A 15,011-nucleotide genomic window follows, 5' to 3' on the forward strand; every position below is an offset into this window, starting at 1 on the left:
GACTGCAACACAGTCGAGTTAAACTTTGCTCAGGCCAGTACTTGCCAACGTCCACCTTTTGCCGGGCCTGTGCGCAACAGCTTACCTTCCGCTTTTAATTTAGCCAGTTGTTTCTCTATGGCTCTTGAGCTAAGCCCTAATTCGTCAGCCAATGTTTTCGCACTTAATCTGTTGTCTTTTTTCAGCTTTTTTAAAATCTGGTCTGCAGTTTTATACCAAGGCCCTGAAGCTTTGGTTTTCTTTTTTTTCGCTTGTAGCTTCAGACATTGGGAAAGGTCGGGCAATGGCTGAGCTAAAAAATCTGCGGCTTGGCTACACTGGATCAACTCAGCTTGCTGCAATTCCAGTTGTTGCAATTCAGCAGCCAGACTTTCTTTTGTTGTCCTTAGTATAAAAAGAATAAAGGCGGTCGCATCATATTTAGGTACGGATTGACGTAAGGTTTTCTGATATTCACGGGATTTCTCTCGCAGTGCCAAAACAAGAGGTAAATAAATACAGTGAGGCTGCCATTGCATTAAGACTAAATAGTGCCACAAACGACAAAGGCGACCGTTGCCATCAGAAAACGGATGGATCAAGGCAAGTTGAAAATGCATCAGGCAAGATACGACCAGCGGATGCACCTGCTCATGCCGCAGTTTATCCAGCAGCTCCTCAACCAAGGGCTTTACTTTGGCCGGTGCTGGCGGCATATGTACTAATTTATGATCCTCGTACACCCCTGCACCATGAGCTCTGTAGCATCCGGCATCAGAGCTTACAGCGCGCATAAACACTTGATGCGCCTTTTTTAAATCAGTACTGCTATATGGATTGTATTGATCAAGCTGCTGATACAAGGTCAATGCATTCTGCGCTTGTTGTATATCCTGTGCTAAAGCTACTACACGCTCTCCAGCAGCCAGCTGCTGCAACTGAACAACAGACAAAGAATTGTGATCCAATGCCAAACTAGCTTGTAACATGCTGTTTTTTAGACTTTGTTGTTGCTGTGCCGGCAGTGAAGCCACAAGCAGTGACCATTGCGCTACCTGTTGTTCTATAGCTTGAACTAAAGCCGGGATCTCCGGGTTAGCTTGATAAAATGTTTGGTACTTATCCATCACAGATCCACCTGTTGTCATTGCAGCTGAACTCGGGGGCATGAGTGTCAAAAATTTCATTTTATTGAAATAAATCAATACGATAATAACAACTTAACAAAGATAGAAACTCTTTCATAGTAAAGTTTGTAGCGGCATACAGGACAAGTGTTCTGACCACAGCACGCTATTCAGCTACCCAGCCATCAATAGAACCTGACACTCAAAAGCTGAATAAAGAGCTGGTGAGGTGGCACCACTTATCCTGGTTTAGAGCTATTTAGCGTATAGCATATATGGACCAGATAAGACGATGATAGGTTCATTGAAAAAACAAAGTGTGTGCATTTTTTCTAAATTCTTGAAAATAAAACTGCAAAAACTGAATAGATCAGCTTGCTTTCGTTAGCCAGCTCGATAACTATTGACACGCAATGGAGCAATATTTTTCATCTACACCAACGCAGATGAACAGAAATAGCAAGCAGGAGTTTTTGTGCAGGTAAAGCGTTACTCTACTTCTGAGCTTACGCTGCGATTTTGGGCAGCTAGTGCGTTGTTGTTAGCCTTCAGCGTTATTTTTGTTGCTTATGTTTCTGCAGAAAAACGCATAGACGGCGCCAATGATCAGCGCGTGTATTCTTTAAAAATCATTGGGGAATTACGCCAGTCCTCCGATGACTTAACCCGCATGGTTCGAAGTTATATTGCCACTGGCGAGCAAAGATACAAAAATCACTTCAATGAAATTATTTCGATACGTAATGGCCTGTCCGCTCGCCCTGTCAATTATCATCAGGTCTACTGGGATTTAGTCGACGACAACAATAACAGACCACGCCCGGCAGGTTCACGTATCGCGTTGCTGGATTTAATGAAAGCCACTGGCTTTAGCGATGCTGAAATGGTGGCCTTACAGCAAGCAAAAATTCAATCTGACTTGTTGGCTGTTATTGAACAAAAAGCGATGCAGTTGCTGGAAAAAACAGAATCTGACCCGATACAAAAAGAAAGAAACAAGCAGCAGGCCCTGGCTGCAGTTTTTGACCAAAACTATCACCAGGCGAAGATGGCCATTATGCAACCCATAGCCAATGTTTATGCTCTGGTCGACCAGCGTACAGCAAAGCAAGTGGACGATGCCATGTTTTATGCCTTAGTGATGCGTATGCTGTTTATTTTGTCTGGGTTGCTGCTGTTTTATTCGTTGTGGGACATTAAACGAGTACACAACAGTATTCTTGGGGCTTCCGTCAGTCATTTATACGATCAAATTAAAGCCATGGGACGGGGCGAAGTACTGCCAGGCACTCAATTGCGCAAGGCTAAACCCGGTAGCATTATGAGCTGGCTAGGGGCTACCCAGCTGCGGCTCAATAGCTCTATTCAGGAACGTCAGACACTAATCCAAAAGCTACAACAAAAAGAGCAATACCAGCGCACCCTGATCGACAGTCTTCCTTTTGTCGTTTGGTTAAAAGACATTCATGGCCGCTATCTGGAAGTAAATCAAAAGTTTGCAGAGCAGTTTGAGCACTTAAATATGTCGCAGTTGGTAGGTAAAACCGATGCCGAGTTATTCGATCCCCAGCAAGCATTGAGTCATGTGGTGCACGATAAACAAGTGCTGACCTCAGGTCAGCCTCAGTTGATCCGTTCGCAGCACAAAACTGAAACTCAGATGCGTTGGTTTGAGACTTACAAGGCACCGGTACTGGTGGATCAAGACTACGTCGGCACAGTGGGTATGTCCCGCGATGTCACACTGGAGCACACTGCAGATAATAAGTTGCGCTTATCGGCCAGTGTCTTCACTCATGCCCGAGAAGGCATCATGATCACAGATCCGCAGGGAGTAATGATTGATGTCAATCAGGCCTTTACAGAGATCACGGGCTACAGCGCTAAACAGGCTATAGGCTGCACACCACGTTTATTACAATCTGAGCATCAGGATGAGCATGCCTTTAGCTCTATGTGGCAAAGTTTGCAGCAACAGGGCTTTTGGTCTGGTGAACTCTGGAGCCGCAAAGCCTCGGGAGAAGATTTTTTCCAAAGTCTGACCTTTAGTGCAGTGCTGGATGATAAAGGCCAGATACAACATTATGTCGGCCTGTTTTCCGATGTCACCAACCAATACCAACAACAACAATACCTGGAAAAAATTGCGCTTTATGACGCGATGACAGGCTTACCCAATCGCAGCGCCTTAACCAAACACCTGCAACTGCTGATAAAAGAATCCAGCTCAGAGCAGATGCTGGCGGTGGCCTACCTCGATTTGGATGGTTTTAAAGAAATTAATGATCGCCACGGACATGAAACTGGTGATCAATTTTTAATAGCACTGTCGGAGCGAATGCAGTCTCAGCTTGCCGGCACCGAATTGTTAGCCCGCATTGGCGGTGATGAGTTTGTGGTGTTGTTACCAGCACTCACCGATAAAAAAGCTGGCCTTGCCAAAATTAAGCTGTTGCTGGATACAGTGGCGAAACCGCTAAAAATTGATGAATGGGTGCTGTCAGTGTCCGCCAGTATAGGCCTGACCTTTTATCCGCAAACAGATGCAACAGAAGCTGAACAATTGATACGCCAAGCCGATCATGCGATGTATCAGGCCAAACAGGATGGCAAAAATCGCTGCCATGTATTTGACACAGACTATGCCCGTAGTTTGCGAGGCCATCAGGAAACCATAGGAGAGATCAGACAGGCGCTGGCGCGTAAACAGTTCGTTCTGTTTTATCAGCCCAAAGTCAATATGCACAGTGGTGAAGTGATGGGCGCAGAAGCCTTGATCCGCTGGATGCACCCGCGTAAAGGTATGGTCTCTCCTGCCCTGTTTTTACCCGCGATTGAGCAACATAGTCTGGGAGTCGAACTCGGATACTGGGTCATCGAAGAAGCACTTCGGCAGTTGGCTGAATGGCAACGTCTCGGGATGACTATCCCCGTCAGTGTGAACATTTCGGCTTATCACTTGCAGCAGCTGGATTTTGTCAACCGCCTGCAATTGTTGCTACGTTTTTATTCAGAAGTACCCGCATCTTTATTGCAGCTAGAAATTCTGGAAACCAGCGCGCTGAATGATTTAACCCATGTACAGGCGGTTATGCAGGCCTGTATTCGCAGCGGTGTTAGTTTTGCGTTGGATGATTTTGGCACAGGCTATTCATCCTTGACCTACTTAAAACGACTGCCTGCAAAAGTGCTGAAAATTGACCAAAGCTTCGTTCGCGATATGTTGGTGGACCCTGACGATTTAGCCATTCTCAAAGGCATTATAGTATTAGCCACTGAATTTAAACGTGAAATTATTGCTGAAGGGGTCGAAACCACAGAGCATGGTGAAATGCTGTTACAACTGGGTTGTGCACTAGCTCAGGGCTACGGCATTGCCCGCCCTATGCCGGCTGAACAATTTATGCCATGGAAAAAAGCCTGGCTACCGCCCCTTGTCTGGGCAACAGCATCGCCAGGTTCAGAGATACAAAGCTCAGGCGCCGATAACACACTGACCGCAAACCCGCAGCACAGAGCCGTTTAATCCAGCAGCGTCTGGCCGGGCAAAAAAAGCAACAGCCAAAGCCACGTCCTCTGGCAAACCAGCTTGATTCAGCGAGTTTAGCCGCCGTCCTATTTCACGGGGTATAAGCGGCATGGCCGCTGTCATTGGGGTCTCGATAAAACCAGGTGCTACGACGTTAAAGGTGATGTCGTTAAGCTGTTGCTTGGCCATAAAGTGACAATAGCCTACTAATCCGGCTTTTGCACTGGCGTAGTTGGTTTGGCCTTTTTGTCCTGCCAAGCCATTCATCGACGATAACATCACGACCCGCCCCGCTGAGCGGATCAGCTGTTGTTCCAGCAAGGCCGCCGTAATACGGTGCACCGCAGATAGGTTCACATCCAGAGTTTGATCCCACTGTGCAGCTGTCATTCTGTGAAACATTTTATCGCGGGTAATGCCAGCATTGTGTACCAGAATATCCAGTGTCAGCTCATGCTCAGTTAACCAATGTTGCAACTGGTGCGCACTGTCAATTTGACTGATATCCAGCAACAGGCTTTTGCCACGCAATCGCTGCATCAGAGCCGTCAGAGCTGCTTCTGCCTGAGGTACATCCACACCAATCACGGTGGCCCCCTGCGCTGTCAAAGTTGTCGCTATAGCGGCTCCTATACCTCGAGCGGCCCCTGTCACTAAGGCGACCTTTCCTGATAAAGGAGACTGCCATGAACTCAGCACAGCTAACTCTGCAGCCTGTACAGCTAACACCTGACCTGTGACATAAGCTGAGGCTTTAGACAGGAAAAAATCAGCGGCTGGCAACAAGCTCTGCTGAACGCCTCTGGCCAGGGACAACAGGTTGGCTGTACTACCAAAACGTCCCAGCTCTTTAGCAATTGAACGGGTGAAACCAGATAAGGCAGCGGCTGCGGCGGCTGCCTCTGCAGTGGTAGCATCGGTTACAGCTCTGGCCAGTATCAGCAGCCGACCATGCTTAGCCAAACCAGGTAACAGACCTTGTAACTGCTGCCAGACTAACTCTAACTCCGCCGTGCTTTGTAGTTCTGTACCATCAAATATGATGGCCTGCACTAACTCTGCTGTCAGATCTTCACAACAAACGGCGGGCAGTTGGTTTAAGTGCTGACGCAGCAAAACACTGTGTTCTGACGTTTTACCACACAACACAACTGTGCCGCTAAAACAGCAGCTTTCGCCTTGTGGTCGCTCTAATCCGATGGCTTGAGGTACACCACACCAGCGACCCACTGCCGAATCTAATAAGGCTGATACCCAGGATCTCATCACTTTGCCTATACCAATAAAAAGTCTGACCATCTTAGCTGCTAACTATGGCCTGTACCAGACTGTCAATAGAGGGCCAAGTGGGGATAAGCATCAAGTGCTTTACCACTATGCAATAAATAGCTGGTCATTCACTCAGTAAAAAGCCGGCAACTTAAACCACCGGCTTTCATAGGTCTTACTTTTCTATAGATACTCTGACTAAGCTTTCTTCGCCCAGGCTGCACACCATCCTTCAGCATGAATCAGTTTGCCCGGGAAAATATTACAGCCTCTTAAGGCTTCACCGTCTTTGCCTTGTACATGCATACAATTGGCGCAGTTGGCTCCATCTACCGTAGATTTTGCCACATATTTCATAGCTACAACCATCGGATCGTCATCTTTGACCACTTCTTGAGCTACTGCATGTAACGCAGTACCACCTAAAGTAATACCCACTAAAGTTGAGGCTGATAGTTTTAAAAAATTACGTCTGTCTAAATTTCCCATCTCTTACTCCGTATTTTTGATTGGTTGATTCAAGGTGTTCTGCCCCTTGATCTAACCTTAGTATCTAAGATTGCAGTTCTGTTGAATTGGCTCTCTAACCCGGCTTCGAGCATGAAGCTTGACCTGGCTCGCCTATCGCCATCTTGCAATGCCAGATCCCAAAGGGTTACGTAACGCTACGGAGTATGGCGCAAAAAAGACTGCTTTGATTTGATCTAAAGCAGTGTATCAATGGTTCAATCTGGAAACTTCAGCAGACAGCAGTGGAGCCAGGATGCGAATGATCAGGATTTAGTCACGTAAAACTTCAGCCACTGTGCAATAACACCTTGCTGTTGTTGTTCACGTAAATACCGGTTAAATGCGGCCATCTGTGGTTTCCAACGCGGATGGAACGCCACTGTCAAACCTACAGGGTTAAAGCCGCTGGCAGAACGGTACAATTGCTGTTCAGGAAAATGGTGATGTAACAACCAGTTTGCAACATGCTCGTTCATAAAAGCAAAATCACAACGACCATTGAGTAACATCGTCAGTTGAGTCAGCTCACTGGACGAGTCTACCCTCGCTGTGTCGTTAGTTTGAAAAAATGGCTCTAAAGCCTGATAGACATAATACTGACGGGTACAAATGGCTTTGCCCTTCACCCAATCCGCTAATTGGCCTGCTGTCGCCATAGGCTGGCGGGAGAATAAGAAGTCCTTATGCTCCAGTAAAGGTTCTGAAAAAACCAATTTATCCGGATGTTGAGTCCATTCTTTCGCAAGCAAAATCGCGTCTACGTCACCTTGGTAAAGACTGTGCTCAGCCCGGGTTCTGTTATCAGCCACATACTGTACCTGAATATTCTGCTGACTAAAAAAATCCTGCAGAACCTCAGGTACTAAACCTACAACCAGCTCAGATTCTTTATCCTGATACATATAAGGCGGAACTTGTGGAAAATACAACACAAACTTGAGCTCTGTAGCTTTAGCCGCCGCCTGCACAGCCAAAGGGACAAACAACCCTACCAGCAACACCAAAACTCTCGCTTTCAATAGTTTCATTGTTTTACCTGTCACACCAAAGTACAACCTTCTTTGCTCACTACTGATAATACAAGTATTAATATTTTTATCAAATAGTTGTTTCTCTCCTGCTTTGCTAAAAAATCAAAGGCCAGATATTGTCAGTCATGCTTGAGTGGCATAGAGTGCCGCCATCCGATGTTTTTTGAATTCTGACTGTTATGAAACACACTCTTTCCTGGCTTGCTCTGGCCAGCTTGTTATTGTCTGGCTGTAGTCAAACGCCCTCTGGCATACATCAGTCTAATCAGTTTGCTAACAATGGACTGGATCACAAAGCGAAACCCATCAACGGCATATACGAACTTCAAGCCGGGGCACGTTTAAAAGCTCAGTGGCTCACACCAGAGTTATTAGCTGGCCTTGAACTGCAACTGAACTATTTAAACAAAAAGTCGGTTCCACAACAGCATAATTTACCGGGATTAGCCGTCAGTAAAAGCCAGTTGCAACAAACAATACGAGACTTACAACGCTGGGCAGAACAACCTGCAGTAACAGGTGGCGAAAACTTTGCGTTGCATCAGTTAGCCGGAGAAGATGGCAAAGGTAACGTACAATTTACCGGATACTATGTACCGGTTTTTACTGTAAGTTCCAGACCTGACACAGACTACAAATACCCTCTTTACCGTAAACCAGCCGGCATGAGCTCATACCCCAGCCGCGAACAAATCGACTTCGAACAGGCATTGTCTGGCCAGGGCCTGGAGCTTTTTTACAGCAAGAGTCTGGTTGACAACTTTTTTATGCAGGTGCAAGGATCAGGCGTAGTTGAAGATGAATACGGTCAGCAGCATTTGTTGAGTTACGGTGGCGGCAACGGCCATTCCTATCGCAGTTTAGGCAAGGTGCTGATTGAAATGGGCGAATACACTGCAGACACCATTTCTGCCACTGCTATTAAAGAATGGCTGGCGAAAAACCCGCACAGGCAACGTGAGCTGATGAGCAAAAATCCCAGTTATACCTTTTTTTCACCTGGCCTGAGTAAACCTGTAGGTGCAGCCAATGAGCCTTTAACTCCCTTGCATTCAGTGGCAGTAGACCCTGCTTTTATACCATTAGGATCGGTATTATTGGCGCAAGTGCCTCTACTGGATGCTAAAGGTGAATTAACAGGTCATGAGTTCAGATTGATGCTGGCGCAAGATAAAGGAGCGGCCATTAAAACTCCGGGTCGTATCGATGTTTATCAGGGCATTGGAGATGAAGCCCAGCAGCGCAGCGATAGTTTACGACATTACGGTAAAATCTGGTTGGTCTTGCCTAAAGATCAGAGTCTTTGACACTGATCTTTAGGACGCGTGTCCGATCTTCTGACCCTTGTGAAGATTTCATGTAGTTTGTTCAAACTTAGGTTGAAGCTTCTGCTCCTGTTCAGGATCCTGTCGAGATCTATGCAAACACCACAGCTCAAAGCGCCGTCAGACAAACGCAAAAAGCGCTGGCGGCTCAGTCACTTCTATGTATTTCTGCAGTTGTTGCTTTTTTCTCCAGTGCAGCACCGAGTTGCCGATAAATACGCTCACACCACCAGAGCTGACCAGGCTGGTACAACAGCCAGACCCATAGCAGTTGCAGCATCACAGCTGCTGCTGCAATAGCAGTCAGTGTGTCTCTGTTCACTGTCCCAAACCAATCAGGACAAAACCAACGAAACAGTGCCACCATACTGATGGATTGCCAAAGGTACAGGGACAAAGAACAACGACCGCAGCGCCTGAGCAGCTCCATCACTTTAGGAAGCCTGGGCAACATCAAGATAAATAATCTGATATACACCAAAGCAAAACACAAATCGGAAATCATCTGAAAGGGCGAAGGGACCTGCTGCTGCACTGAAAATCCGGTCCAGGCTAATGGAAGCACGGCACAAGCGACAGCGAGCAAGAGTAGCGGATAAAAATACCTCTTTAGCAAACAAGGCCAATCAGACTGCAGAGCCCAGAACGCAAGTAACATCATGCCGCCAAACCACCAATAACTGACCAGCAGCGTATCAACGGCTATCAAGGCGATATACTGAATTTGCTGCCACAACTGTACCATGTAAGGGCCGGTATAAAGCGCTATTAGTGTTTCAGTATCAGCCTGCATCTTCGGATCCGATTCGGCGACAAGCCAAATCAGTAGCGGAAGCATTAATCCTGCTGCCAAATAAGTTTTAGCCCGACTGAGTTGCTGCGCCATAGGCCACTGTAACGCCCGCTGCCATAACAGGCCAGAAGCCACCAGAGAATAGATCAACAGAATATCGCCCGACCAGACAAAAACAGCATGACAAAAACCAAGCAGCATTAAAGCCAACATTCTCGGTTTGAGCCTTAATGAACCCGCTTGTTGCCACAGTAAAAACAAACTGGCACCAAACAATAAGGTCAGCAGACAAATAAATTTACCCCGGATAAAAGTCAGATACAGCTGATGTTGCAGCTGAGACCACTGAGTCATTGTATCTGACAATCCAGCCTTATCCCCGAGCTCAAGCGGATAGGCAAAGGCGAAAATGTTAGCAAATAAAATCATCAAGACGGCAAAACCGCGGAGTGCATCAAACAGATACACTCGCGATGAGACAGCAGATGAAACAGGATAAACTGCATCCATGCAAAGGCCCTTTATCTAGACTTTAAAGCGGGTCACCAGCGCATTTAAATCTACAGCAAGACGGGAAAGTTCATGAGCAGAGGCGCTTGTTTGATTGGCTCCTGCCGCAGTTTGAGCCGCTAAATCACTGATATTCACTATATTTCGATCAATCTCGCGTGCCACTTTAGCTTGCTCCTCTGCTGCGCTTGCAATCACCAAATTACTGTCACTGATTTTATTAATGCGCTCTGTAATAATGCTCAGCGCCTGACCTGCAGCCTGAGCCACAGTTAAAGCATGAACTGCTTTTTCGCTGCTGTGTTTCATGGCATTGACGGCATCACCTGTACCGCTGCGGATTTTGGCAATCATCTCCTCAATTTCACGAGTGGAGGTTTGAGTACGGTGCGCCAGAGCCCTGACTTCGTCGGCAACCACAGCAAAACCGCGGCCCGCATCCCCGGCCCGAGCTGCTTCTATTGCCGCATTCAGCGCAAGTAGGTTGGTTTGCTCAGCAATAGCACGGATCACATCCAGCACTTTACCTATGTCCTGAGATTGCACCGCCAGGCCCTGAATGAGTTCTGAGGTTAAAGCAACATCCTGATTCATGTCACGAATCGCTGTCACTGTTTCATCCACTTGTTGCTGGCCTTGCACCGCCATTTTCGCAGACTCTGTTGATTGCTCTGACGTTTGTACTGCGGTTTGCGCCACTTCATCCACAGCAGAGCTCATTTCGGTAATGGCTGTTGCCGCTTGCTGTATTTCATCATTTTGCTGCTGTAAACCACGGGACGAATCCTCAGTCACAGAGTTTAACTCTTCAGAGGCGGAAGCCAATTGATTCGACGAATTGGAAATATGGTTCATCGCATCACGCAGACTCTGCTGCATTTTGAGCAAAGCCGCCATTAACCGGCTAGCCTCATCCTGACCCGACACACTAATGTTTTGCGTGAGATCACCTGAGGCGACATTCTCCGCCACAGTCAAAGCCTGGCTCATCGGGGCTGTGATACTGCGAGTCATCCACAAGGCTATAAAAATACTCACCACTATGCCAACCAAAATCGCGAAGACCATCAGCATCCTGCTGTTTTCATAACGATCAGAAGAGAGTTGTGTTTGTTGCCCTGCATAGTCCCGGTTCATTTGCATTAATTTCATCAAAGCTTGGGTCATGCGATCTGAATGCGCTGTTAATTGCTCATTGCTAATACGGACAGCCTCAGTTCTGTCTGACGAATCCAGCGCTTGCAGCAGCAAACTTTGGCCAGCAAAATATTGCTGCTGAGCTGATACGAAATCCTGATACAGCTCTCGCTCGCCGGGAATAGAAATCAGTTTTTCGTAGGCCTGTTGATAGGATGTCACCTCAGCCCTGACTGTATCCAGCGCAGCTTTGTACTGAGTTTTTTGTGTATCAGTTTCAGCAAGGATCAAACGAAAGGTGTTAACCCTGACTCTCACCATACTTAAATTCAGCCCTGCCAGATTATCCAGACTAGGGAGCGTATTCTGTTCAATCTCAACCGATACAGTGCGCATCTGGCTCATAGTAAGAAGTGCCATACTGCCCTGCAACAGTACTAGTAAGCCTAAAACTGCAAAACCAACCAATAAGCGGGTTCCAATATTGTAATTCCGTAAAAGCATATTTGCCCATCCTATAAAGTGCTAACAACTCACTGATATTTATCATCGCCCTAAAGCATAGGCGAAAATTACGAAAAAACTCATGACCTTACCGAAGATTCATCATCATTCATCGTATTTGTAGTCATGACATAAAATATAATGGGTACAAATTAGGCTGTTGAAGCTAACCCCATGCTCAGTATGTCGCTCTCCGGGTCAGAGTATCAGTAGTGAAACCCAGCTAACTCAGCTGAACTCGGGATAATGACTGTCGAATACTCTATATCTAACCAAACAAATCAAATAGATAAGCGAATTTATTGAAGTCGCTTTAGTCTTTGCTAACTGAATGCGCAAATTTTCGCGCTTATCAAGGCGCTTTGTCGTACGCCATAGCGAGCTATGGTGAGACAAAGCAACGCAGAGAGGCGTAAAAAATGCCTATTCAGTGGCGCAGCTTATCCCGAGTGCAGGTTAACTAGATCAAGATGTACTTCGAAACATCAGAGGTAGTTCAGCCCAGTAGCGGTTTAGTTGCATCTGATGAACATGAAGCTGGTGAGGCGAAACAGGATAAAACCGGATAGAATGACCTTGCCTGCACTGTGCCAAAGCGGCCGCATCTGTGGCTAATACCGCACCGGGTTTAGGGTAGCCTCCTAAGGTTTGTCTGTCGTTTAACAGTACTATAGGTAAGCCCTCTGGCGGGAGCTGCACAGCGCCATAACAAATACCTTCGGACAATAAAGCTCTGGGCTGGCAGCAAAGTGGCTCTCCTTCAAGGCGATACCCCATACGATCAGACAAAGCAGATACTTTATAGTCGGTGCTGTAAAGTTGTTGCCACTGTATTGTATCAAACCACTGCTGCTGGTAGCCCGGCACCAAACCCAGCTCAAGCGGGGTTGAAAACCCGGGCCAATATGACTCTGGCAGAGTGAACAGCAAAGACCGGTACGCGGGTCGGACTGGTAAAAACTGGCCTTGCTGCAAAGCTCCCCCCGCTATACCTCCTACTTTTTCACGCAGCACCGTACTGTTGCTACCAAAATATTTTGGCAACCGAAACCCTCCAGCCACCGCCAGATAACTGTGCACTCCAGCTTGAGCAAATCCAAGCGCAATAACATCGTCTTTCTTCACCCTGTGCGTTTGCCATAAACTTTTAGGCTGTCCGTTTACTGTAAGCGGCATCTGCGCACCAGTCACACAAAACACTGTGTCTGCCAAAGCCACTACACTGAGCCCCCCTACCGAGACCTCAACTTGGCAACTGGGGCTTGGGTTTTGCAACAATAAATCGGCAATGCGATAGCTCCGATGATCTGCAGGCCCGCCTTGAGTTAAACCCAAATGCGCATAACCAAAGCGTCCCTGATCCTGTAACGTGGAGACTACGCCAGGCTTGAGTACCACAAAAGCTGACATCAGCGCAGCTCCTGCGGCAACTCGCCACCTAAGGCTAAAAACTCATCTCTGCTGATGGATTGAAAACGAACCTGATCCCCAACCCTAAAAGGCATCAAAGGCTTAGCTGTACCGGCATTTTCGGCTTGAAATAAGGGGGTTGGACAAAGCCCCAGAATATTCCAGCCGCCAGGTGATGCTGCCGGATAAACTGCGGTTTGTCGGTCAGCAATAGCAACAGCCCCTTTTGGCACTGCAGGCCGCGGACTTACCAGACGTGGGGTGCTCAGGCGTGAGTCTAGTTCACCTAAATAGGCAAAACCTGGCGCAAAACCTATGGCATACACTCTGTAATCACGAGCCTGATGCAACTCTATAACCTCAGCAGCGCTTAATCCTGAATTTTGCGCAACCTGCCCCAGGTCCCAGGCAGTGTGATAGTAGACGGGTAGTGTGATGCGCTGGCTTTGTTGTGTAATCTCCGAACAGCCTAAGGCAAGCTGTTGTTGCAACATAGCTTGTAGTGCCAGAATACCACTATGCTCTGGCTTAAACACAATCAGCAGTGATGCATAGGAAGGCACAATGTCCTGCAATTGATCAGCAACTAAAGTGCGGATTTGTTGCGCTAAGTATTGCAGCTGCATCAGGTGCTGTGCTGAGATTTCAGGCGACAAATATAGGATCAGTGCATTTTCACCAGCCAGCTGCAGTGAAATCATGCGCCAGCCAACAAATCACGAATAGACTGCACCAAACCAAGAGCCGCCGGGTTATCCCCATGAACACACAAAGTATCGGCCTCAATAGACAGAGTCTCACCACTGTCACTTTGTACCGTGCCACTGTGCAGTAGCTGTTGTACTTGCAACAGTGCTGCCTGATGATCCAGTACACTGCCCGGCCGGCTGCGGGGCGTTAAGCTACCGTCGCTTTGATAACGTCTGTCAGCAAAAGCTTCAAACAACAGCTCCAGTTGATAACGCTCAGCCAGCGCTTTATGCTGCGTTGTCGCTGTTGTCGCCAACAACATCAATTTTAAAGGGCGATAGAAACTGGCCACTGCCTGCATCACAGTTTCAAGCAAAGCAGAGTTTGCCATCATGTCGTTATACAAAGCACCATGAGGCTTAACATAACTAATTGACAAACCAAGACTTTTTGCCACTCCATCTACTGCGGCAATCTGATACCAAAGTAAATGTTTTAATTCATCGGCTGGCATTTTTATTGAACGCCGACCAAAGCCCTGTTTATCGTCATAGCTTGGGTGAGCGCCAATTTCGATCTGATGTTGTTTGGCAAGAGTTAAGGTCTGGACTAATACTGTCGGATCACCGCCATGAAAACCACAAGCAATGTTGGCTTGATCAATCAAAGGCATAACCTGGCTATCCATGCCCATTTGCCAGGCGCCAAAACTTTCGCCTAAATCACAATTCAATTTGATAAAGGCTTTCATCATAAACTCACTAAAGAATCAATCGAAAGCTCAGGGACCTGTCTATCAGCAGCGTAGTGAAGGATGGAGGCTAAAGGTTGAGCCTGTTTTACCAGAGCCATTGTTATGGAGCTACAAACAGATAAACCGGCATAATGCCGGACCTTAGGCTGAGCTTTCTGACTGCAAAACAAGATCCGTCGCTGAGTTTGGCCTGCGGTTCTGTTTTTGCGTAAGGGGGAAAGACGAAGCTTGTCCATTTAGATTGGCCGAAAAATAACACCTGGCTTCATACTAACGGATTTTAATCTCTTTCCCAAGATGCTCTGTACAGCACAAATTCACAACAAGCCTCTGACAGGATAGATTAACTGTGCAGCGGGTTAAGTCACAGTAAACGGACTTCGACAGTCCTGTAGCCTGATAAAGCAGCCTTAGTCACCAGCCTGTTTCAAGCCTTAAAGCAC

General features: G+C 47.1%; 11 protein-coding genes. 2 read left to right on the forward strand and 9 right to left on the reverse strand.

Annotation, left to right across the window (positions count from 1 at the left end; all coding sequences use genetic code 11):
- Positions 1-29: 29 nt before the first annotated feature.
- Positions 30-1,106: a Fic family protein gene (locus EMM73_RS15275; RefSeq protein WP_186435252.1), complete on the reverse strand. Its 1,077-nt coding sequence runs from the start codon at positions 1,104-1,106 to the stop codon at positions 30-32.
- A gap of 475 nt (positions 1,107-1,581) precedes the next feature.
- On the opposite strand from EMM73_RS15275, the gene EMM73_RS15280 reads away from it, so the two are divergent.
- On the forward strand, positions 1,582-4,632 hold the full coding sequence (locus EMM73_RS15280; RefSeq protein ID WP_127687670.1) for a sensor domain-containing protein: 3,051 nt from the start codon (positions 1,582-1,584) through the stop codon (positions 4,630-4,632).
- On the opposite strand, the gene EMM73_RS15285 is transcribed toward EMM73_RS15280, so the two are convergent.
- From EMM73_RS15285 to EMM73_RS15295, 3 genes are all read right to left on the reverse strand, one after another.
- Positions 4,582-5,934 carry a 3-oxoacyl-ACP reductase gene (locus EMM73_RS15285; RefSeq protein ID WP_127687671.1) on the reverse strand — a complete coding sequence of 451 codons (1,353 nt, stop codon included), beginning with the start codon at positions 5,932-5,934 and terminating at the stop codon, positions 4,582-4,584. The two genes, EMM73_RS15280 and EMM73_RS15285, sit on opposite strands and share 51 nt — an antisense overlap.
- 168 nt (positions 5,935-6,102) lie before the next feature.
- On the reverse strand, positions 6,103-6,393 hold the full coding sequence (locus EMM73_RS15290) for a high-potential iron-sulfur protein (RefSeq protein WP_127687672.1): 291 nt from the start codon (positions 6,391-6,393) through the stop codon (positions 6,103-6,105).
- 284 nt (positions 6,394-6,677) lie between these two features.
- Positions 6,678-7,442 (reverse strand): substrate-binding periplasmic protein, encoded by a 765-nt coding sequence (locus tag EMM73_RS15295; protein WP_127687673.1) that lies wholly within the window; start codon positions 7,440-7,442, stop codon positions 6,678-6,680.
- A 182-nt stretch (positions 7,443-7,624) separates the two neighbouring features.
- Between EMM73_RS15295 and mltA the strand changes: the two genes are divergently transcribed.
- Complete coding sequence (gene mltA / locus EMM73_RS15300) at positions 7,625-8,752, forward strand: murein transglycosylase A (RefSeq protein WP_127687674.1); 1,128 nt, start codon at positions 7,625-7,627, stop codon at positions 8,750-8,752.
- A 166-nt stretch (positions 8,753-8,918) separates the two neighbouring features.
- Here mltA and EMM73_RS15305 read toward each other — a convergent pair whose 3' ends face one another.
- The 5 genes from EMM73_RS15305 to EMM73_RS15325 all read right to left on the reverse strand — a co-directional run bounded on the left by EMM73_RS15305 (position 8,919) and on the right by EMM73_RS15325 (position 14,565).
- Positions 8,919-10,073, reverse strand: coding sequence for a DUF418 domain-containing protein (locus EMM73_RS15305; RefSeq protein WP_127687675.1), 1,155 nt, complete (start codon positions 10,071-10,073; stop codon positions 8,919-8,921).
- A 15-nt stretch (positions 10,074-10,088) separates the two neighbouring features.
- The gene (locus EMM73_RS15310; RefSeq protein WP_127687676.1) at positions 10,089-11,714 is read right to left on the reverse strand and encodes a methyl-accepting chemotaxis protein; all 1,626 of its coding nucleotides are present in this window, start codon (positions 11,712-11,714) and stop codon (positions 10,089-10,091) included.
- 465 nt (positions 11,715-12,179) lie between these two features.
- The gene (locus EMM73_RS15315) at positions 12,180-13,124 is read right to left on the reverse strand and encodes a 5-oxoprolinase subunit C family protein (protein WP_127687677.1); all 945 of its coding nucleotides are present in this window, start codon (positions 13,122-13,124) and stop codon (positions 12,180-12,182) included.
- Positions 13,124-13,825: a 5-oxoprolinase subunit B family protein gene (locus EMM73_RS15320; RefSeq protein WP_127687678.1), complete on the reverse strand. Its 702-nt coding sequence runs from the start codon at positions 13,823-13,825 to the stop codon at positions 13,124-13,126. Before EMM73_RS15320 ends, EMM73_RS15315 begins: the two co-directional genes overlap by 1 nt.
- Positions 13,822-14,565: a 5-oxoprolinase subunit PxpA gene (locus tag EMM73_RS15325; protein WP_127687679.1), complete on the reverse strand. Its 744-nt coding sequence runs from the start codon at positions 14,563-14,565 to the stop codon at positions 13,822-13,824. The genes EMM73_RS15320 and EMM73_RS15325 overlap by 4 nt, the downstream gene beginning before the upstream one ends.
- Positions 14,566-15,011 lie beyond the last annotated feature (446 nt).

Source organism: Rheinheimera sediminis (genome assembly GCF_004005375.1).
Lineage (GTDB): Bacteria > Pseudomonadota > Gammaproteobacteria > Enterobacterales > Alteromonadaceae > Pararheinheimera.